General features: G+C 72.0%; 19 protein-coding genes and 1 pseudogene. 2 read left to right on the forward strand and 18 right to left on the reverse strand.

Annotated features, from left to right (window positions below; genetic code table 11):
• The first annotated feature begins 53 nt into the window (after positions 1–53).
• Positions 54–494, forward strand: coding sequence for an MMPL family transporter (locus tag E1262_RS28990; RefSeq protein WP_203454675.1), 441 nt, complete (start codon positions 54–56; stop codon positions 492–494).
• Positions 495–499: 5 nt separating this feature from the next.
• On the opposite strand, the gene ftsY is transcribed toward E1262_RS28990, so the two are convergent.
• From ftsY to E1262_RS29075, 17 genes are all read right to left on the reverse strand, one after another.
• Positions 500–1,684, reverse strand: a complete 1,185-nt coding sequence (ftsY, locus tag E1262_RS28995; protein WP_132107820.1) for a signal recognition particle-docking protein FtsY — start codon at positions 1,682–1,684, stop codon at positions 500–502.
• A 62-nt stretch (positions 1,685–1,746) separates the two neighbouring features.
• Positions 1,747–2,067 carry a hypothetical protein gene (locus E1262_RS29000; protein ID WP_132107821.1) on the reverse strand — a complete coding sequence of 107 codons (321 nt, stop codon included), beginning with the start codon at positions 2,065–2,067 and terminating at the stop codon, positions 1,747–1,749.
• 73 nt (positions 2,068–2,140) lie between these two features.
• Positions 2,141–3,400 carry an ABC transporter ATP-binding protein gene (locus E1262_RS29005; RefSeq protein ID WP_132107822.1) on the reverse strand — a complete coding sequence of 420 codons (1,260 nt, stop codon included), beginning with the start codon at positions 3,398–3,400 and terminating at the stop codon, positions 2,141–2,143.
• Between the two features lie 5 nt (positions 3,401–3,405).
• The gene (locus E1262_RS29010; protein WP_132107823.1) at positions 3,406–4,263 is read right to left on the reverse strand and encodes a carbohydrate ABC transporter permease; all 858 of its coding nucleotides are present in this window, start codon (positions 4,261–4,263) and stop codon (positions 3,406–3,408) included.
• Positions 4,260–5,150, reverse strand: coding sequence for a carbohydrate ABC transporter permease (locus E1262_RS29015; RefSeq protein ID WP_132107824.1), 891 nt, complete (start codon positions 5,148–5,150; stop codon positions 4,260–4,262). The genes E1262_RS29010 and E1262_RS29015 overlap by 4 nt, the downstream gene beginning before the upstream one ends.
• A gap of 13 nt (positions 5,151–5,163) precedes the next feature.
• Entirely contained in the window at positions 5,164–6,471 is a 1,308-nt protein-coding gene (locus E1262_RS29020; protein ID WP_132107825.1) for an ABC transporter substrate-binding protein, read from the reverse strand.
• A 149-nt stretch (positions 6,472–6,620) separates the two neighbouring features.
• A complete protein-coding gene (gene smc / locus E1262_RS29025; protein ID WP_132107826.1) occupies positions 6,621–10,172 on the reverse strand; it encodes a chromosome segregation protein SMC in 3,552 nt (1,183 codons plus the stop codon).
• A gap of 45 nt (positions 10,173–10,217) precedes the next feature.
• Positions 10,218–10,421: a hypothetical protein gene (locus E1262_RS29030; RefSeq protein WP_132107827.1), complete on the reverse strand. Its 204-nt coding sequence runs from the start codon at positions 10,419–10,421 to the stop codon at positions 10,218–10,220.
• 155 nt (positions 10,422–10,576) lie between these two features.
• On the reverse strand, positions 10,577–11,437 hold the full coding sequence (gene mutM, locus E1262_RS29035) for a bifunctional DNA-formamidopyrimidine glycosylase/DNA-(apurinic or apyrimidinic site) lyase (RefSeq protein ID WP_132107828.1): 861 nt from the start codon (positions 11,435–11,437) through the stop codon (positions 10,577–10,579).
• Entirely contained in the window at positions 11,421–12,188 is a 768-nt protein-coding gene (gene rnc, locus E1262_RS29040; RefSeq protein WP_132107837.1) for a ribonuclease III, read from the reverse strand. The genes mutM and rnc overlap by 17 nt, the downstream gene beginning before the upstream one ends.
• Positions 12,189–12,207: 19 nt before the next feature.
• The gene (rpmF, locus tag E1262_RS29045) at positions 12,208–12,411 is read right to left on the reverse strand and encodes a 50S ribosomal protein L32 (RefSeq protein WP_132107829.1); all 204 of its coding nucleotides are present in this window, start codon (positions 12,409–12,411) and stop codon (positions 12,208–12,210) included.
• Between the two features lie 61 nt (positions 12,412–12,472).
• A complete protein-coding gene (locus E1262_RS29050) occupies positions 12,473–13,075 on the reverse strand; it encodes a YceD family protein (RefSeq protein ID WP_132107830.1) in 603 nt (200 codons plus the stop codon).
• Positions 13,076–13,151: 76 nt separating this feature from the next.
• The gene (locus E1262_RS29055) at positions 13,152–13,802 is read right to left on the reverse strand and encodes an ATP synthase subunit B family protein (protein WP_132107831.1); all 651 of its coding nucleotides are present in this window, start codon (positions 13,800–13,802) and stop codon (positions 13,152–13,154) included.
• A gap of 29 nt (positions 13,803–13,831) precedes the next feature.
• Positions 13,832–14,311 (reverse strand): pantetheine-phosphate adenylyltransferase, encoded by a 480-nt coding sequence (gene coaD, locus E1262_RS29060; protein ID WP_132107832.1) that lies wholly within the window; start codon positions 14,309–14,311, stop codon positions 13,832–13,834.
• 18 nt (positions 14,312–14,329) lie between these two features.
• Positions 14,330–14,890, reverse strand: a complete 561-nt coding sequence (gene rsmD, locus E1262_RS29065; RefSeq protein ID WP_132107833.1) for a 16S rRNA (guanine(966)-N(2))-methyltransferase RsmD — start codon at positions 14,888–14,890, stop codon at positions 14,330–14,332.
• A 198-nt stretch (positions 14,891–15,088) separates the two neighbouring features.
• Entirely contained in the window at positions 15,089–17,272 is a 2,184-nt protein-coding gene (gene recG / locus E1262_RS29070) for an ATP-dependent DNA helicase RecG (RefSeq protein ID WP_132107834.1), read from the reverse strand.
• A complete protein-coding gene (locus E1262_RS29075; RefSeq protein WP_132107835.1) occupies positions 17,272–18,885 on the reverse strand; it encodes a DAK2 domain-containing protein in 1,614 nt (537 codons plus the stop codon). The genes recG and E1262_RS29075 overlap by 1 nt, the downstream gene beginning before the upstream one ends.
• A gap of 132 nt (positions 18,886–19,017) precedes the next feature.
• Here E1262_RS29075 and rpmB point away from each other — a divergent pair, with 132 nt between their 5' ends.
• Positions 19,018–19,206, forward strand: a complete 189-nt coding sequence (rpmB, locus tag E1262_RS29080) for a 50S ribosomal protein L28 (protein WP_046771409.1) — start codon at positions 19,018–19,020, stop codon at positions 19,204–19,206.
• A gap of 130 nt (positions 19,207–19,336) precedes the next feature.
• Here rpmB and E1262_RS29085 read toward each other — a convergent pair.
• Positions 19,337–19,687: pseudogene (locus E1262_RS29085) on the reverse strand (thiamine-phosphate kinase); the annotation flags it as partial.

The following is a 19,687-nucleotide window of genomic DNA, read 5'->3' on the forward strand; positions in this document are numbered from 1 at the left end:
GCACCGCGAACATCACCACCGGCACGTAGGCGGGCATCGACACGGAGACGCCGATGCCCGCCTACGTGCCGGTGGTGATGTTCGCGGTGCTGTTCGGGCTGTCGATGGACTACGAGGTGTTCCTGATCAGCCGGATGCGCGAGTCGTGGCTACGGACCCGCGACAACGCCCGGGCGATCGTCGACGGGCTGGCCGGCACCGGGCGCGTCATCACGGCGGCCGCGGCGATCATGGTGACGGTGTTCGCGGCGCTCGTGCCGAGCCCGGACGTCGTGCTGAAGTCGCTCGGGCTGGGGATGGCGGCGGCGATCCTCATCGATGCCACCATCGTGCGGATGCTGCTGGTACCGGCCGTGATGCACATCCTCGGCCGGGCGAACTGGTGGTCGCCGCGCTGGCTGGACCGCCGGATCCCGCAGCTCTACGTCGAGGGCCGGCCGGAGCTCTTCCTGCCGGCGACGACTGCCGAACGAGAGCCGATGCCCAGTCCGTGATGCCGTCAGCCGAGGATGCCGTCGACGAACGCCTCGGGGTCGAACGGCGCGAGGTCGTCGGGGCCCTCGCCGAGCCCGACCAGCTTGACCGGAACGCCGAGCTCGTGCTGGACGGCGACGACGATGCCGCCCTTCGCGGTGCCGTCGAGCTTGGTGAGGACGATGCCGGTGACGTCGACGACCTCGCCGAACACCCGGGCCTGCACCAGGCCGTTCTGCCCGGTGGTGGCGTCGAGGACGAGCAGGACCTCGTCGACCGGGCCGTGCTTCTCGATGACCCGCTTGACCTTTCCCAGCTCGTCCATGAGGCCGACCTTGGTCTGCAGCCGGCCGGCGGTGTCGACGATGACGGTGTCGGCTTCCTGCTCGATGCCGGCCTTGACGGCGTCGAACGCGACGCTGGCGGGGTCGCCGCCCTCGGGGCCGCGGACCGTGACGACGCCGACGCGGTCGCCCCAGGTGGTGAGCTGGTCGGCGGCCGCGGCCCGGAACGTGTCTGCGGCGCCGAGGACGACGTCGCGGTCCTCGGCGACCAGCACCCGGGCCAGCTTGCCGACGGTCGTCGTCTTGCCGGTGCCGTTGACGCCGACCACCAGGACGACGGCGGGCCGGCCGTCCTCGACGTGGCGCTCGGTGCGCAGCGTGCGGTCCAGCGACGGGTCGATCAGGGCGAGCAGCTCGTCGCGCAGCAGGGTGCGGGCGGCGTCGGGGCTCTCGACGCCCTCGACCCGGGCCCGGGTGCGCAGCCGATCGACCAGCTCCTGCGTCGGCGCGACGCCGAGGTCCGCGGTGAGGAGGGTGTCCTCGATCTCCTCCCACGTCTCGTCGTCGAGCCGCTCGCGCGACAGCAGGCTCAGCAGGCCCTTGCCCAGGCTGGACTGCGAGCGGGCCAGCCGGGAGCGCAGCCGCAGCAGCCGGCCGGCGGCGGGCTCGGGCCGCTCGACGACCGGGACCTCGGGCTCCGCGGGCGCCACCGGCGCCTCGGGCTCGGGCAGCTGGACGTCGCTGATGGGCGTGCGCTCCACCTCGGCGGGCGCGGCGGCGTCGTCACCGACTCCGGGCTGGTAGTCGACCCCGGGCCGCGGCGGCGGCGCCTGCACCCCTCCCCGCCGGCGACGGGGAATCAGGAACGCTGCCAGGGCGATGCCCAGGACGACCAGGATGGCTACGGCGATGACGATGTACTCCACGGCCGCCATCCTCGCATGTTCTCAGCGGCGCGCCGGACCGCCGCCCGGACCGGACGGCGGCGTCAGGCGGCGCGGCGGGTCACCTCGGCCGCGCCGCTGATCCGAGCCACTGCCGCGGCCGGTGCCGGCTGAGCGACAGCCGCTGGCGCGGCGGCCGGCGCCGGGCGGACCAGCCGCCGCGCCAGGGCACGGCGCGTCACCCGGAGTCCGTGGAACACCGCCTCGCGCCAGTCGTCCATGCGCGCTACCGCAAGAAATCGCCAGCGGCGCAGCCTCCGCCGCACCGCCGCCGACCCCGCCAGGTGGTAGTAGACCCCGACGGCGGCCAGCACGGCCGTCGCCACCATCACGATCGCCAACATCGCCACGACCACTGCCGTCATGTGACACCCCCGTTGGTCACATCAGTAACATCCTTCACTCCGGCACCATCGACGGTAGCGCAGGAGTGATCCCTCACCTGGATGACGCGCCGCGTGTCAGTGACGTTGCCTCCTCGAGTGACGCACCGGTCGCCGGGTCGAAGAAGTGCAGCCGGTCCGGGTCGAGCGCGACGGTGATCGGTTCGCCGACCGTCACCGGAGTGCCGGCCGGGAGGCGTGCGGTGAACGTGGCCCGGTCGAGCGGGACCAGCAGCGCGTCGTCGGCGGCCTGGGCCTCGACCGCGGCACGGGTGGCCTCGGTGTCCACGCGGGGCGCGTCGACGTCGAAGATCACGAATCGCTCGTCCCCGAGATCCTCGACGATCGCCGGAGTGACGGCGAGCTCCGGCTGACCGTTCCCTGACGCCAGGGACAGGGACGTTGGTCGTACCCCGACGATGACCTTGCGGTCGCCGCGTGCCAGCGGCGAGTCCGGCCGGACCGGGATCCGGACACCCGCGAACGACGCGGCGCCGTTGCTGACGGTCGCGTGCACGAAGTTCATCGATGGCGACCCGATGAACGCGGCGACGAACAGGTTCACCGGGTGGTGGAACAGTTGTTGCGGCGTGTCGACCTGCTGCAGGACGCCGTCGCGCAACACCGCGACACGTTGTCCCAGCGTCATCGCCTCGGTCTGGTCGTGAGTGACGTAGACGGTGGTGACGCCGAGGCGCTTGTGGAGCAGCGTCAGCTGGGCCCGCATGCTGACCCGGAGCTTGGCGTCGAGGTTGGAGAGCGGCTCGTCCATGAGGAAGACCTGCGGCTCCCGGACGATCGCGCGGCCCATGGCGACCCGCTGGCGCTGACCGCCGGACAGTGCCGCTGGACGCCGGTCGAGCAGGTGCTCCAGGCCGAGCACCTGCGCGACCTCCTCCACGCGGCGGCGCCGCTCGTCCTTGCCGATGCCGCGCATCCGCAGGCCGAAGCCGATGTTCCCGCGGACACTCATCCGTGGGTAGAGGGCGTAGCTCTGGAACACCATCGCGACGTCACGCTGCTGGGGCAGCTGGGTGGTGACGTCCTTGTCGCCGATGTGGATCCGTCCGGAGCTGACCTCCTCGAGGCCGGCGAGCACCCGCAGGAGGGTGGACTTCCCGCAGCCGGACGGCCCGACCAGGACGACGAACTCGCCGGGTGCCACCGCCAGCGTCACGTCCTTGATCGCCTCCACGCCGCCACGGAACCGCTTGGAGACGTTCTCCAGCCTGATCCCCACCGGTTCACGTGTGGAGATGGCGGCGGTGAGCGTGGTGGCCGGAGCGGCCTGGTTCTCGGACGTCTTCTCACTCATGCGTGTCACCCCTTGAGCGCGCCGGCCATCAGCCCGCGCATGAAGAACCGGCCCATCAGGACGTAGACGAGCAGCGTCGGGATGCTGGCCAGCAGCGCGCTGGCCATCGCCTCGTGGAACGGCACGACCTGGCCGCCGGCGATGTTGTTCAGCGCGACGGTGACCGGCCAGCTGTTCGTCGACGTGAGCACCAGGCCGAACAGGAAGTCGTTCCAGGCCGAGGTGAACTGCCAGATCATCGAGACGGCGAACGCGGGCAGCGCGATCGGCAGCGCCACGAAGGCCAGCGTCCGGATCATCCCGGCGCCGTCGACCTGCGCGGAGTCGATCAGCTCGTCGGAGATCGTGACGAAGTAGCTGCGGAAGATCAGGGTCGTGATCGGAAGTCCGTAGATGATGTGTACGAGGATCAGCCCGCTCAGGCCGCCGACCAGGTTCCAGTCGGTCAGCAGCTCTCGCATCGGGATGAGGATGGCCTGGTACGGGATGAACATGCCGAACAGGATCAGCGGGAAGACGATGTCCGCGCCGGGGAAGCGCCACTTGGCCAGCACGAAGCCGTTCGCCGCGCCCAGCAGCGACGAGATGATGCTCGCGGGCACCGCCATCAGCACGCTGTTGCGGAAGCCGGGCTCGAGAACCGGCCACACCGCCCCGAACGTGTCCAGCGAGAACGAGTCCGGCAGCTGCCACATGCGTGACGGACTGACCTGCGCCGGGTCCTTCATCGCGGTGACGAGCAGGACGTACACCGGGATGAGGAACAGGCAGACCAGCGCGAACAGGACGATGTACCGGGTCGTGGTGACATACGCCGACCAGCGCGAGCGGATCCTCGTCGGCGCTTCCGCGGCGGTCTTCATGAGCGGCGCTCCGATCGGACGGAGTACCAGATGTACGGGACGATCACCAGCGCTATGCCGACGACGAGGAGGGTCGCGATGGCCGCTCCGATGGAGAAGTTGAGGCCCTCGAACGTGGTGAACCACATGTACAGCGCCGGTGTCTCGATCTTCCGGCTCTTCGCGTCCATGGCGTAGATCAGGTCGAAGGTCTTCAGCGAGATGTGCGCGAGGATGACGATCGCGCTCATCACCACCGGCAGCAGCATCGGCCGCACCACGAACCAGAACGCCTTCGCCTCGCTCGCACCGTCGACCCGCGCGGCCTCGCGGAGGTCGTCGGAGACGCCGCGCATCCCGGCCAGGAACAGCGCCATGATGTAGCCGACCAGAGCCCAGCCGGCGGCGATGGCGACCGACGCGACGGCCCAGTTGGAGTCTGATTTGAACCAGTCGTTGGCCAGGAAGCCGAGGCCGACGCTGTCGAACAGCTTGTTCAGGCCCGTCTCCTGGGCGCCGGTGGCGTTGCTCAGCAGCCAGCGCCAGATGATCGCCGTCGCGATGAACGAGATGGCCATCGGGAACAGGAACACGGTGCGGAAGAACGCCTCGCCGCGGATGCCCCGCTCGAGCAGCAGTGCCAGCAGGAACCCGGCCACGAGCGTCCCGGCCACGAAGACGAGCGTGAACACCACGACGTTCTGCACGCCGTCGGTGAACCTGGAGTCCTCGGCCAGCCTGCGGTAGTTGTCCAGACCGGCGTAGTCATAGTTGGCGCGCAGGCCCCGCCAGTCGCTCAGCGAGACGCGAAGGTTCCAGCCGAGGAACCCGTACACGAAGACGCCGATGGCCAGCAGCGACGGCGCCACGAGCAGGGCCGCTGGTCCCCACTTCCGGATCCGGTGCATGCCGACTCCTCGATCACTGGGTGTTCTCGTAGGCCTCCTTGACCGCCGAGGCGAACTGGGCGCTGTCGCCGCTGGCGACGAACTCGCCCAGCGCGGAGTCGATGTCGGTGTTGAACGCCCCGCCGGCCACGACACCGTGCGCAAGGGAGCCGACCAGCTCGATCTCAGGGTCGTTCCAGTCCGTCAGCGGCATCTCCAGGTAGCCGGTGTAGAGCGACGCATCGGCGTCCGTGCGAGCCGGAATGGACCCCTTGACGGGATTGAAGGTGTCCTGGCCCTCCTGCGAGCCGGCCAGCCGCAGCCATTCGACGGCCAGGTCGCGGTGCGGTGCTCCCTCGGGCAGCGTGAAGCTGTCGGACAGGAAGTTGAAGACGCCCTCTGTGCCCGGCGACGTCGTGACGTTGTACTCGGTCTGGTAGGTCAGGCCCTGCGCCGTCGTGAAGTAGGTGTTGGCCCAGTCCCCCATGACGTTGTAGGCCGCGTCGCCCTCGATGACCGGGTCGAGCGCCGGCTGCCAGTCGGCGGCCGCCTCACCGACGTTGGTGTGCGACAGCACCTGGGTGAACATGTCCAGCGCCGCGGTCACCTCGGACGACTCCCAGTCGGTGGAGCCGTCCCACAGCCCGGAGTAGGCCTCCGCGCCGAGCTCGCCCAGCAGCACGTTCTCCAGCAGGTGCTTCTGCGTCCATGACGGCCCGATGGTCAGCGGCGTCTTGCCGGCCGCCTCCAGCGTGGTGGCCTGCTGCAGGAACTCGTCCCAGCTGGTGGGCGGGGCCGTGATGCCGACCTCGGCCAGCACCGCCGGGTTGTACCAGAGCAGGTTCGACCGGTGGATGTTCACGGGGACCGAGTAGATCCTGTCGTCCACGGTGATCAGGTCGAGCATGTCCTCGGGGAAGACATCCATCCAGCCTTCCTCCTCGTAGAGCCACGTCAGGTCCTCGACCAGGCCGGCCTCGATGTCCGGCTGCAGCTCGGCGCCCACGTGCCGCTGGTAGGAGTCCGGCGGATCGCCGGCCTGCAGCCGCGTCGTCAGCACGGCCTGGGCATTCGTGCCGGCACCACCGGCAACGGCCGCGTCGATGATCTCGACGCCCGGGTGCTGCTCGGCGAACAGGTCCAGCAGGGCCTGCTTGCCCTCCGAGTCGCCGGCGCCGGTCCACCAGGAGAAGAACTCGAACTCCGTGCTGGCCTGGCCGGTCTCGCCGTCGGCCGGCTCGCCCGTGTCGTCGTCGTCGCCGCCGCACGCGGCCAGGACGAGCGAGGTGACGGTCGCCAGCGCGGCCGCGGCCACACCGTTCCGCCGAAGAGAAGACACCATTGTCGATTCCCCCTCACGAAGGTCGGCGGCCCTCGATGAGCAGGCTGGTCGTCCGCACGGCTCCGTGCGGTGCCGGCCACCGAGGAGCAGTCTGTGTGACCAGTGAACCAGCTACAACACCAGCCCACCAGGGCTGGGCGGCCTGACGCTCAGACCGGCTCGGACTCACGGATGCGCTGCGAAATGACGGCCGTGACGCCGTCGCCGCGCATGGAGACGCCGTAGAGGGCGTCGGCGATCTCCATGGTGCGCTTCTGGTGGGTGATGACGATGAGCTGGCTGCGTTCGCGCAGCTCCTCGTAGATGTTCAGCAGCCGGCCGAGGTTGGTGTCGTCGAGGGCGGCCTCGACCTCGTCGAGGATGTAGAACGGGCTCGGCCGGGCCTTGAACAGCGCTACCAGGAACGCGACGGCGACCAGCGACCGCTCGCCGCCGGAGAGCAGCGACAGCCGCTTGACCTTCTTCCCCGGGGGCCTGGCCTCGACCTCGATGCCCGTGGTGAGCATGTCGTCGGGCTCGGTGAGCACGAGCTTGCCCTCGCCGCCGGGGAACAGCCGGGAGAACACGTCAGCGAACTCGCGGGCGGTGTCCTCGAACGCGGACGCGAACACCTGCTGGACGCGGTCGTCGACCTCCTTGACGATGTCGAGGAGGTCACGGCGGGTGTTCTTGAGGTCCTCGAGCTGCTCGGTGAGGAACGCGTGCCGCTCCTCCAGGGCGGCGAACTCCTCCAGCGCCAGCGGGTTGACCCTGCCCAGCGCCGCCAGCCCGCGCTCGGCCGCCTTGAGCCGCTTGAGCTGCTGCTCGCGCACGTACGGGACGGGCTCACGCGGCTCGCCGTCGTCGCCGGGCGGGACGGGGACCAGCAGGTGCGGGCCGTACTCTTCAACGAGGGTCGACCCGTCAACACCAAGATCCTCCAGCGCCTTGGTCTCCAGCGCCTCGACCCGCATGCGGTGCTCGGCGCGGGCCAGCTCGTCGCGGTGGACGGTGGACGTGATCTCGTCCAGCTCGGTGGTGAGGTCGCGGACCCGGGCCCGCTCCGCGGACAGCGCCTGCTCGCGCGACGCCCGCAGCTCCTGCACCTCGTCGCGCTCGGCGGCGGCCAGCTCCAGCGACCGCTCCAGGTGCCGCAGCACGACGGCGGCGCCGCGGCCGACCGCCGCGGCGACCCGGGCCTCCGCGGCGCGGCGGCGGGCGGCGGCGACCGCGGCCTCGCGGGCGGCCCGCTCCTGCCGGGCGGTGCGCTCGAGGCTCTCGGCGCGCCCGGTCAGCGCGCGGGCCCGCTCCTCACCCGTCCGCAGCGCCAGCCGGGCCTCCGTCTCGGCCTGCCGGGCGGCGCGGGCCTGCTCGGCCAGCCGGTCGCGCTCCTCGGTGGACGGCTCTACGTCGTCGTCGCTGGACTCCTCGGCGGCGGCGAGCCGCTCCTCCATCTCCTCCAGCGCGCCGAGCTCGCGGTCGCGCGCCTCCTCAGCTCGGGCGATGGAGTCGGCCAGCCGCTCGGCCTCCTCGGTGGCGGCGCGCGCGGTGCCGCTGAGCCGGCCCAGCTGCTCGGCGACGGTGGACAGCTCGGCGTCGGACTCGCGCAGCTTCGTCAGGGCGTGCGACTCGGCGGCCGCCGCCTCGGCGCGGGTCCGCTCGGCGGCGGCCAGCTTGCGGGCGAGGTCCTCGGCCTTGCCGGTGACGACGGCCAGGCGGTCGGCGGCCTCGTCGACGGCGGCCTGCACCTCCAGCAGGCTGGGCGCGCTGCTGGACCCGCCGTAGGCGCGGTCGCGGCCGAGCAGGTCGCCGTCGCGGGTGACGGCGACGAGCTCGGGCAGCTCGGCGACCAGCGCGCGGGCGGCGGCGAGGTCGTCGACGGCGGCGACGTCGCGTAGCAGGTGGGTGAGCGCGGGCCGTAGCTCGGCCGGCGCCGTGACGAGGTCGACGACGTAGCGCAGCCCACCCGGCAGCGGCTGCCAGGCGCCGGGGTCGTCGTACGCCGCCCCGCCGACCAGCAGCCCGGCCCGGCCGAGGTCCTCGTCGCGCAGCAGCCGCAGCGCCGCGACGGCGTCGTCGACGGACCCGACGGCGACGGCGTCGGACGCCGCGCCCAGTGCGGTGGCGACGGCGGCCTCCCAGCCGGACTCGACGGTGAGCAGCGCGGCCACCGACCCCAGCACGCCGGACAGCCGGTCGGACGCCGCCAGCAGTGCCTCGGAGCCGTCGCGGCGGGCCAGGCCCATCTGCAGCGCCTCGTGCCGCGCCACCAGTGCGGCCCGCTCGCCCTCGGCGGCCCGCTCCTGCTCGCGCAGCTTGGTCAGGACGTCGTCGGCGGCGGCCAGCGCGGCCGCGGCCCGCTCGTGCTCGCTGTCGAGGCCGTCCTCGCCGACCGACAGCCCGGCGATGGTGGTCTCGATGACGGTGTGCTCGTGCTCGGCGGCCGTGGCGCGGCGCAGCGCCTCCTCGCGGGCGGCGGTCAGCCGGGCCAGCTCGGCCTCGGCCGCGGCGGCCCGGCGGCGGGCGCCGTCGAGCTGGCCGGACAGGCGTGCCATGCCCTCGCGGCGGTCGGCGTTGGCCCGGACGGCGGCGGCCAGGCGGCGCTCCTCGGCCTCGGCCGCCTCCTCGGCGGCGCGGCGGGTCTCGAGCGCGTCGTCGAGCGCCTCGCGGGCGGCGGCGATCTGCTCCTCGAGCTCGGCCTCCTGCTCGCGGACGGTGGCGGCCTCCTGCTCCAGTTCGTCGGGGTCGCGGCCGGACCCCTGCACCTCGCCCTCGGCGGACAGGTGCCGGGCCCGCTCGGAGGCCAGCGACGCGGTGCCGCGGACCCGCTCGCGCAGCCCGGACAGCCGGTACCACGCGTCGGAGGCCTGGGCCAGCCGCGGCGCCACCTGTGCGACCTCGGCCTCCAGCCGGGACTCGGCGGCGCGCGCCTGCTCCAGGGCGCGGGCCAGCTCGGCCTGCCGGGACTTCAGCGCGGTCTCGTCGGCGACCTCCTGCTCGAGGCTCGCCTTGGCCTGCACCAGTTCGTCGGCGAGTACCCGTAGCCGGGAGTCTCGCAGGTCGGCCTGGATGGTGGCGGCCTTGCGGGCCAGCTCGGCCTGCCGGCCCAGCGGCCCGAGCTGACGGCGCAGCTCCGCCGTGAGGTCCTGCACGCGGGTGAGGTTGGCCTGCATCGCCTCCAGCTTCCGCAGCGCCTTCTCCTTGCGCTTGCGGTGCTTGAGGACGCCGGCCGCCTCCTCGACGAACCCGCGGCGGTCGTCGGGCGTGGCGGAGAGGACGGCGTCGAGCTGGCCCTGGCCGACGATGACGTGCATCTCGCGGCCGATGCCGGAGTCGGACAGCAGCTCCTGCACGTCCAGCAGCCGGCACGCCTGGCCGTTGATGGCGTATTCGGAGCCGCCGTTGCGGAACATCGTCCGCGAGATGGTGACCTCGGAGTACTCGATCGGCAGCGCGCCGTCGGTGTTGTCGATGGTGAGGACGACCTCGGCGCGACCGAGCGCGGGGCGGCCGGCGGTGCCGGCGAAGATGACGTCCTCCATCTTGCCGCCGCGCAGGCTCTTGGCTCCCTGCTCGCCCATGACCCAGGCCAGGGCGTCGACGACGTTCGACTTACCCGAGCCGTTGGGCCCCACCACACAGGTGATGCCCGGCTCCAGGCGTAGCGTCGTGGACGACGCGAAGGACTTGAATCCCCGTAACGTCAAGCTCTTCAGGTGCAATAGACCGACTCCCCTGGTGAGGGGGCCAGCCTACAACCGCGACCCTCAGGTCAAGGCCGGTTGCGGCACCTGAGTGTCGTCGAGGGCGAGCCGGCCGTGCTCCACCGCGGCATCGGCGAGCTGGTCGTTCTCGACCTGGAGCCGCAGAACCTGCGCCTCTAGGTCGGTCACCCGCCTGCGCAAGCGCTGTACCTCGGTAGCGAGCCTTGGATCAGTACCCCCGACATAACCCAACAGCGCCTTCGCCATTGTCGAAGCCCTCCAGAAGGCCTGAGAATGTGATGATCACTTTTCGTGTATGACGCGGCACCCGTCTGACCATAGACGCACAGGCCGCAACGCTTACCAGCATCTCACCGGACGTGCCTCTCGGTCAACTCGTTCCGTCGATTGGCCATCGCGTCTCACCAGCGAGCATGCCGTGGACGGGGCTGGCAGCGGGGGCAGGTGTACGACGATCGGTTCATGAACGGGTCACGCCGGATCGGGGTGCCGCAGCGGCGGCACGGGCGCCCCTCCTGACCGTAGGCGTCCAGCGACCGGTCGAAGTATCCGCTCTCCCCGTTGACGTTGACGTACAGGCTGTCGAACGACGTGCCGCCCTGGCTCAACGCGGCGGCCATGACGTCGCGGACCGCCTGCAGCAGCCGGGCGACGTCGGGCCGCCGCAGCGTCTCTGTGGCGCGCGCGTAGTGCAGCTTCGCGCGCCACAGCGCCTCGTCGGCGTAGATGTTGCCGACGCCGGAGATCAGCGACTGGTCCAGCAGCGCCCGTTTGACGCCCGTGTGCCGGCGGAGCAGCGCCTGCCGGAACGTCTCGTCGTCGAACGCGGGGTCCAGCGGGTCGGGCGCGATGTGCGCGATGGGGACCGGTACGCCGCCCGGGCCGATGCCCGCGACGGCCAGCCCGCCGAATGTTCGCTGGTCGACGAAGCGCAACTGGGGGTCGCCGTCGGCGAAGACGAACCGGACCCGCAGGTGGGTCTCGTCGGGCGAAGCGGCCGGCTGGACCAGCAGCTGGCCGCTCATGCCGAGGTGGCCGACGACCGCGCGGATGCCGTCGTCCAGCGGCAGCCAGAGGTACTTGCCGCGCCGCCGGGCGTCGGTGAAGGTGGCCTTGACCAGGGAGCCGGCGAAGTCGGCGGGACCGGCGACGTGGCGGCGGACGGCGCGGTGGTGCGCGACGTCGACGTGGGCGATGACGCGGCCGACGACGTGGGCGGCCAAGCCGCGGCGGACGACCTCGACCTCAGGTAGTTCGGGCACCGGAGTCGGCGGCCTGCTCCGCCGCGGCCTGCTCTGCCGCGGCCCGCTCCGCCTCGGCCGCCGCGCTGAGCGCCTTCCAGGCAAGTTCGGCGGCGCGCGCCTCGGCCTCCTTCTTGCTGCGGCCGGTGCCGGTGCCGCGCACCTCGCCGCTGACCACGACGTCGGCCGTGAACGTCTTCGCGTGGTCGGGGCCGTCCTCGGCGATGCGGTACTCGGGGACGCCGAGCGCATGCCGCGACGTCAGCTCCTGCAGCGATGTCTTCCAGTCCAGCCCGGCGCCGAGCAGCGCGGACGCCTCGATGAGGTCGTCGACCAGCCGGTGCACCAGCGCGGACGTCTCGACCAGCCCGCGGTCGAGGTAGACCGCGCCGATCAGCGCCTCGACGGTGTCGGCGAGGATGGAGGACTTGTCGCGGCCGCCGGTGGTCTCCTCGCCGCGGCCGAGCCTGACGAACCGGCCCAGCTCGAGCTCGCGGGCGACCGAGGCGAGCGCGCGCATGTTGACCACGGCGGCCCGCAGCTTGGCCAGCTGCCCCTCGGAGAGGTCAGGGTGCATCCGGTACAGCGCGTCGGTGACGACCAGGCCGAGCACGGCGTCGCCGAGGAACTCGAGCCGCTCGTTGGTGGGCAGCCCGCCGTTCTCGTACGCGTACGAGCGGTGGGTCAGCGCCAGCTGCAGCAGCTCGGGCTCGACGGGCACGCCGAGACGCCCCTCCAGCACGGACAGGGGTGGGGTCTCGGCCGTCACCAGGGAGCTCCTACACGAGCCCTCAGACGTCGCCGACCTGGCGACCGTTGTACTCCAGGAACAGCGGAGTGCCCTGGGAGTCCTCGACCACGGTGGCGCGGTGCGCGACGACCCAAGTGGTGCGCCCGTTGACGGTGCGCTTCTGGACCTGCGGCAGCTTCGCCTTCCACTGCGCACGGCGGTGGCGGGTGTTGCTGCGCGACATCTTCCGCTTCGGGACGGCCACGGCCGTAGTCCTTTCCTTGTGAGGCTCGCCGCCGACTGGGACCTATGCGGTCGGCAGTTGGCTAGCTTCCCTCCGTCGGGCCGGCCCTGTGCGAGCCGGTCTCGTTCGTGTCGTCGGTGAGCAACCCGGCCAGGGCCGCCCACCGTGGATCGGTGGTCTCGTGCGCGTGGTCGGGATCGTCGGCCAGCCGGGCGCCGCAGTCCGGGCACAGGCCCGGGCAGTCGGCGCGGCAGACCGGCGACTGCGGCAGTGCGAGCACCACCGCGTCCCGGACCGGTTGTTCGAGGTCGATGAGGTCGTCCTCGACGCGCAGCTCTTCGTCGTCGGCCTCGATGCCGGGGTCGTCTGCCCGTTCCGGGTAGACGTACAGTTCCTGGACCTCGGCGACGACTTCGCCGTCGACGGGCTCCAGGCAGCGCACGCACTCGCCCGAGTACGGGGCCCGGACGGTGCCGGACACCAGCACGCCCTCCATGACCGACTCGAGCCGCAAACTCAGCTCGACGCCCGCCCCTTCAGGCACCCCGACCACTCCGCCCAGTCCGAGATCGGCAGGCGCCGGAACAGTCCGAGAGACCCGCTGGGTCGACCCTGGCCGACGTCCGAGCTCGTGCGTGGCGAGTACGAACGGGGCGCGCGGATCGAGCGTGCTCAGCGTAGTCAACTCTCGTGCTGGTACGGGCATGCCAATCTCGGCCTCGGCGTGAGGCCGACGACCGATGGTACTAGAAGCCAGCCGCCTAGCCCAAACCGGAGCTGAGCTTGTCCGGCTGCGATTCACGGCCGCCGCTACGGGGCTCGTCGGGCGAGTCGTCGCCGTCCGGGCCGAACCGCTCGGCCTTGCCGTCGGACCCGGCGCCGAAGTCGGCGGCCGCGTCCTGGGCGCCGTCGAGCTCAGGCACCACGACGGGGTGGCCGTTGCGGCGCTGCGACAGCTCCTCGTAGGCCGTGGGGTGGCGCAGCTGCTCGCGGCCGTCGCGGACGGTCTCGACGATGCGCGCCGCCGAGATCTCCAGTCGGGCCAGCTTGGCGTCGACGTAGTCGTCGGCGTCGCTGCGGATGTTCTCGGCCTGCTCACGAGCCTGCTGCAGGATCTCCTCGGCCTCGACGCGGGCGGCCTGGGTGACGGTGTGGTCGGCCACCAGGCGGGCCTGCTCCGCCATGGCGTTGGCCACGATGCGCTCGGCGTTGCCGCGGGCCTCGATCAGCAGGGCCTCACGCTGCCCGAGAACGGCCTCGGCCGCCTGCAGGTTCGCCGGCAGGCCCTCGCGGACCTCGTCGAGCAGAACGAGCAACTGCTGTTTGTTCACCATCGCGGTGGACGACATCGGCATCGTCCGCGCCGAATCGACGAGTGCGACGATCTCGGCGATCTTGTCATGAACTTCCATGACCATCCCCCCATGTGCGCCGGAGTGGGTCATCTGCGTCCCAATCTCTCGTGCAGCCGCTGGAGCACCACGTCCGGTACCAGTCCAGCGACGTCTCCCCCGTAGGACGCTACCTCTTTCACCAAAGAGGCCGAAAGGAACGAGTAGTCGGGATTGGTCGCCACGAACAACGTCTCCAATCCCGTCAGGCGATGGTTCATCTGCGCCATCTGTAGTTCATAGTCGAAATCGGTGACCGCGCGCAGCCCCTTTACGACAGCCGGGATATCGCGCTCGCGGGCGAAATCGACCAAGAGCCCCTCGAAGCTCTCGACTCGGACCGACGGCAGATGGGCGCACGCCTTCTCGACCATGTCGATGCGCTCGTCGAGGGAGAACAGCCCCTTCTTGGACACGTTCACCCCGACGGCGACGACGACCTCGTCGAACAGGCTCGCGGCCCGTTCGATGACGTCGAGGTGACCGTTCGTGACCGGGTCGAACGAACCTGGGCACAGACAGCGGCGCACGTCTCCTCCTGTGTCACTTCACCGGGCGCGACCGTACCAGAGCACGGTCTCCCCGTACCGCCGCTCCCGCCCGCCGGTGATGTCGTCAGGCCAGGTCACCGGCGCGCTGCGGCGGTCGCGCTCGACGACCACCAGCGCGTCTGGGGCGAGCCAGCCGGCCGTCAGGGAGACGAGTACCCCGCCCAGCTCGGCGTCAACCATCGCGTACGGCGGATCGGCCAGCACGAGGTCGTACGGCGCGTCCGGCGGCGCGGCCAGCACCCGCTCGACCGGCGACGCGGCGACGACCGCGCCCGGCAGCCCCACCTCCTTGACGTTCGCCCTGATCACGGCCGCCGCGCGGGGGTCGGACTCGACGAGCAGGCAGTGCTCCGCACCGCGCGACAGCGCCTCGAGACCGAGCGCGCCGCTGCCCGCGTAGAGGTCGAGCACGCGCAGCCCGCCGAGCCCGCCGCCGAAGGCCGATTCCAGCGACGAGAACAACGCCTCGCGCACGCGGTCCGACGTCGGGCGGGTGCGGTTCCCGGGCGGGACGGACAGCCGCCGGCCGCCCGCCGCGCCGGCCACGATCCGCGTCATCGGCGGTCCGGACCACGCGGTACGGACCTCAGAGCCAAGGCAGCAACAGACACGCCCCCATCATGACGCCCAGACGCGCCCCGACCCCACACCACCGGTTGATCATGGAGAAATCGGGGTTCCGAAGCGTGGGGAACCCCGATTTCTCCATGATCAACGCGTGGGTGAGGACGTCGGGGCGGTGCCCGCCGGGCGGCCTCAGGCCTTGTCGAGGTAGTCGGCCTCCTGCTCGGCCAGCGCCGCCTGGACGGCGTCCAGCAGCGCCGGGTGGTCGGCGAGGTCGGGGTCGGCCTCGACCACCGCGGAGGCGTCCTCGCGGGCCTGCTCGATGATCTCGACGTCGCGGATGACCCTGAGCAACTTGAGGCTGGACCGGCGGCCGGATTGCGCCGCGCCGAGTACGTCGCCCTCGCGCCGCTGCTCGAGGTCGACCTGGGAGAGCCGGAACCCGTCGCGGGTGCCGGCGACGGCGTCCAGCCGCTCGCGCGCCGGCGTGCCCGGCGGGGCCTCGGTGACCAGCAGGCACACGCCCGGGATCGAGCTCCGGCCGATACGGCCGCGGAGCTGGTGCAGCTGCGAGACGCCGAACCGGTCGGCGTCCATGATCACCATCATCGACGCCGTGGGCACGTCGATGCCGACCTCGATGACGGTGGTCGCGACGACGACCGGTGTGGTGCCGGCCGCGAACGCCGCCATGACCGCGTCTTTCGTCTCCGACGGCAGCCGGCCGTGCAGCACCTCGAGACCGACGCCGGCCAGCGGGCCGGACCGCAGGTACTCGGCCAGCTCGACCACGGCGACCGAGCGGCGCTTGTCGTCGTCGGCGGACGGCGGCTCCTCCTCGCCGCCGGTTCCGCCGTCGTCGCCGATGCGTGGGCAGACGACGTACACCCGGTGGCCGGCCTCGACCTCCTCGCGCACCCGCTGCCAGGCGCGGTCGAGGAAGTGCGGCTTCTCGTCGACCGGGACGACGTGCGTGGCGACGTCGGCGCGGCCGCGTGGGACGTCGGAGAGGGTGGAGATCTCCAGGTCGCCGAAGACCGTCATCGCGACCGTCCGCGGGATCGGTGTCGCGGTCATGACCAGCACGTGCGGCCGGGTGCCGTCGCGGCTCTTGGCGGCCAGCGCGGCCCGTTGCTCGACGCCGAACCTGTGCTGCTCGTCGACCACGACCAGGCCGAGGTCGAAGAACTGCACGTTCTCCTCGAGCAGGGCGTGCGTACCGACGACGATGCCGGCGTCGCCGGTCACGATCTCGTTGAGCGCGGTCTTGCGCTGCGCCGTCGACATCGAGCCGGTGAGCAGCGCGACCCGGGTGCCCTGCTCGGCGCCGCCGAGCATGCCGCCCTGGGCGAGCGGGCCGAGCAGCGCCGTCAGCGACCGGTGGTGCTGCTGAGCGAGCACCTCGGTGGGCGCCAGCAGCGCGGCCTGTCCCCCGGCGTCGACGACGGCGAGCATCGCCCGCAGCGCGACGACGGTCTTGCCCGCGCCGACCTCGCCCTGCAGCAGCCGGTGCATCGGATGCGGAGTGTCGAGCTCGGCCGCGAGCCGCTCGCCGACCTGCCGCTGGCCCTCCGTCAACTCGAACGGCAGCCGCTCGTCCAGCGCGTCGACCAGCCCGCCCGATGTGGCCCGGCGCGGCTTCGCCGGCAGCGCGGCGGTGGACAGGCGCCGCCGGGCCAGCTCTGTCTGCAGGACGAACGCCTCCTCGAACCGCAGCCGCCGCTGCGCCGCCCACGCCTTCTCGATGGCCCTCGGCCGGTGCACGGCGTGCAGCGCCTCGGCCAGACCGGGCAGGTGGCGCTTCCGCAGCACGTCGGAGGGCAACGGGTCCGGCGGGTCGCCGAGCTGCTGGAGCACGACGTCGACCGTCTTCGCGATCAGCCAGGACGGCACCTTCACGCTGGCCGGGTAGACCGGGATGATCTCGTCGGCGTACTTCTCCGCGGCCTCGCGGATGTCGCCGGCGTCCTCGGGGAACATCTCGTACTCGGGGTGCGCGAGCTGACGCTGGTGGCGGAACGTGCCGACCTTGCCGGCGAACAGGCCGATGCGCTCGGGCCGCAGGTCGCGCTCGCGCCACGCCTGGTTGAAGAACGTGAGCGTCAGCTCACCGGTGCCGTCGGTGACGACCGCCTCCAGGATCGAGCCGCGACGGTTCTTCATGCTCCGCTTCGACACGCTCTTCACCATCGCGACGACGGTGACCAGCTCGTCCTCGCGCAGCGAGCTGAGCTCCGTCAGCTCACCGCGTTGCACGTACCGCCGCGGGTAGTGGCGCATGAGGTCGCCGACGGTGTGGAGGTCCAGCGTGTTCGCCAGTGCCTTGGCGGTCTTGTCGCCGACCACGGCGGCCAGCTTCGTGTCGAATCCGACCATCACTCGACTCCGAGCAGTAGCGGGTAGCGGGGCTGTCCACCCCGATAGACGACGGTGTCGGCCTCGGGGTGCCCGCGGCGGACCGCGCGGGCGACACCGTCGGCGAGGTCCGGGCCGGCACCGTCGCCGGTGACGACGGTGACCAGCTCGCCCCCTGCGGCGAGCATACGGGCGACCACTTCGGTGGCGACCTCCAGCAGGTCCGCGCCGATGACCGCGAAGTCGCCGTCGACCACCCCGAGCACGTCGCCCGGTCTGCAGACGCCGGCCATGGTGACCGCCTCCTTCGCAGCGATGGTGACGGCGCCGTGCCGGGTCTGGCCGGCGGCGGCCGTCATCGCGACGACGTCGGCGTCGAACGCGCGGTTCGGCTCGTGGACGGCGAGCGCGGCCAGGCCCTGCACCTGGGCGACGGTGGGGATGACGGCGGCGCGTCTGCCGTGGGTGCGCAGTTCGGCCGCCGCGGCCTCGGCGACGGGAACCGCATCGCGCTCGTTCGGCAGCATGACGACGTCGCTCGTGCGGGTGGCGTCGCCGCGGTCGACGGCGGCCAGCATCTCGCCCGTGGACGGCCGGTGCCCGGTCACCGTGGCGACGACGACGGCGCCGGCTTCGGCGAACAGCTCGGCCAGCCCGTCGCCGGCCGCGAACGCCACGATGACCCGCTGGTGTGCCTCGTCCGGCGCCCGATGCCGGACGGGCAGGTACGTGACGCTGATGCGGTGTGGCCGGCCGGCGGCGATGCCCGCCTCGATGGCCGCGCCGGCGTCGTCGGTGTGCACGTGCACGTTCCACTGCTCCCCCGCGCCGCTGACCACCAGCGAGTCGCCGAGGTCGGCGAGCGCGCGTCTGAGGGTGTCGACCCGGTCCGGCGGGGCGTCGAGCAGGTACATGACCTCGTACGCGGGCGCCGGCTCTGGGTGCGGCCGCGGCTCGGCCAGCGCCGGTGCGGGGACGGTGTGGGTGCCGATGGTGCGGGGCCTGGGCAGCGGCCGCCGTCCGGTCAGGACGGTGTCGAACGCGTCCAGCAGCACGGTCAGCCCCCGCCCTCCGGCGTCGACGACACCCGCTCGGCGCAGGACGTCCAGCTGGTCCGGCGTCCGGTCCAGCGCCTCGTGCGCGGCGGCGGCCGCGGCGAGCGCGACGGCCGGGAGGGTGGGGTCGGGCTGGGTCGCTCTGTGCTGGGCGGCATCGGCAGCGGCCCGGGCGACGCTGAGGATGGTGCCCTCTACGGGGTCGGCGACCGCACGGTGTGCCTCGTCGGCCGCTCGCTCCAAGCCGTCGGCCAGCGCCGTCCCGTCAAGGGTCGTCCCCGGCCGGCCGAGCACGGCGGCCACCCCGCGCAGCATCTGCGCGACGATGATCCCGGAGTTGCCGCGGGCGCCCAGGAGGGCGCCGCGGGCGATGGCCTCGGCGACGCTGCTCAGTTCCGGTCGCGCGGCCTCGGCCTGCTGTACGGCCGCTTCCATGGTGAGGTACAGATTGGTTCCGGTGTCGCCGTCGGGCACCGGATACACGTTCAGCGCGTCGATTCCTTCCCTGGCCGCCGCGAGCGCGTCCAAGCCGGCGCGGCACCAGCGCAACACGATCTCAGCGTCGGGAACCGGTGGCACCCGGCGAGACTATCCCGCGCCGGTTTGGGATGTGCGGCGCCGACCCGGTACGCTGGGGCGGTTGTTCGCGCCGGGTTCCGGTGTGAGCACGGCTGTTGTTGTCTTCCATCATCCGTCTCAGTAGGAGTCTCCGTGGCTGCCACCTGCGATGTCTGCGGCAAGGGCCCGGGCTTCGGCAACTCGATCTCGCACTCGCACCGCCGGACCCCGCGTCGCTGGAACCCGAACATCCAGACCGTGCGGACGGTCGTCGGGGGCACCCCGAAGCGGCTGAACGTCTGCACCTCGTGCCTCAAGGCCGGCAAGGTCGCCCGCCGCTGACGCTTTCCTGAACGACCATGAGACGTTCCCGGCCGGGGCGTTTCGTGGTCGTTTGGTTTTGTCGGGGCGTCGGGCCCCTTCCGGCCCGAAATGATCACGTGATCAACTAGCGCCTGTCAGCGGCCAGCGGTCAGGAGCCGGCGAAGTGGTCGTGGCCGGCGGGAGCGTCGTACGCCGCCCCGCCGACGGTGACGCCGGACCCCTCCGCGACCGAGCCGATCACCGTCCACCGCTCCGGCAGCTCGACCCCGGCCGGAAACGTCGCCGCCAGGGCGTTGTCGTCACCGCCGGTGAGGACCCAGGCGAGCGGATCGGCGCCCAGCGCGGACGCGACCTCACGCAGCGGCCCGGCCACCGTCAGCAACGACGGGTCGACGTTGATCAGCACGCCGCTCGCCGCCGCCACGTGCCCCAGATCCCCCAGCAAGCCGTCGCTCACGTCGCACATCGCCGTCGCCCCCAGCCCCGCCGCCTCCAGGCC

It is taken from the genome of Jiangella aurantiaca (genome assembly GCF_004349105.1).
In the GTDB taxonomy this organism is placed as follows: Bacteria; Actinomycetota; Actinomycetes; order Jiangellales; family Jiangellaceae; genus Jiangella; species Jiangella aurantiaca.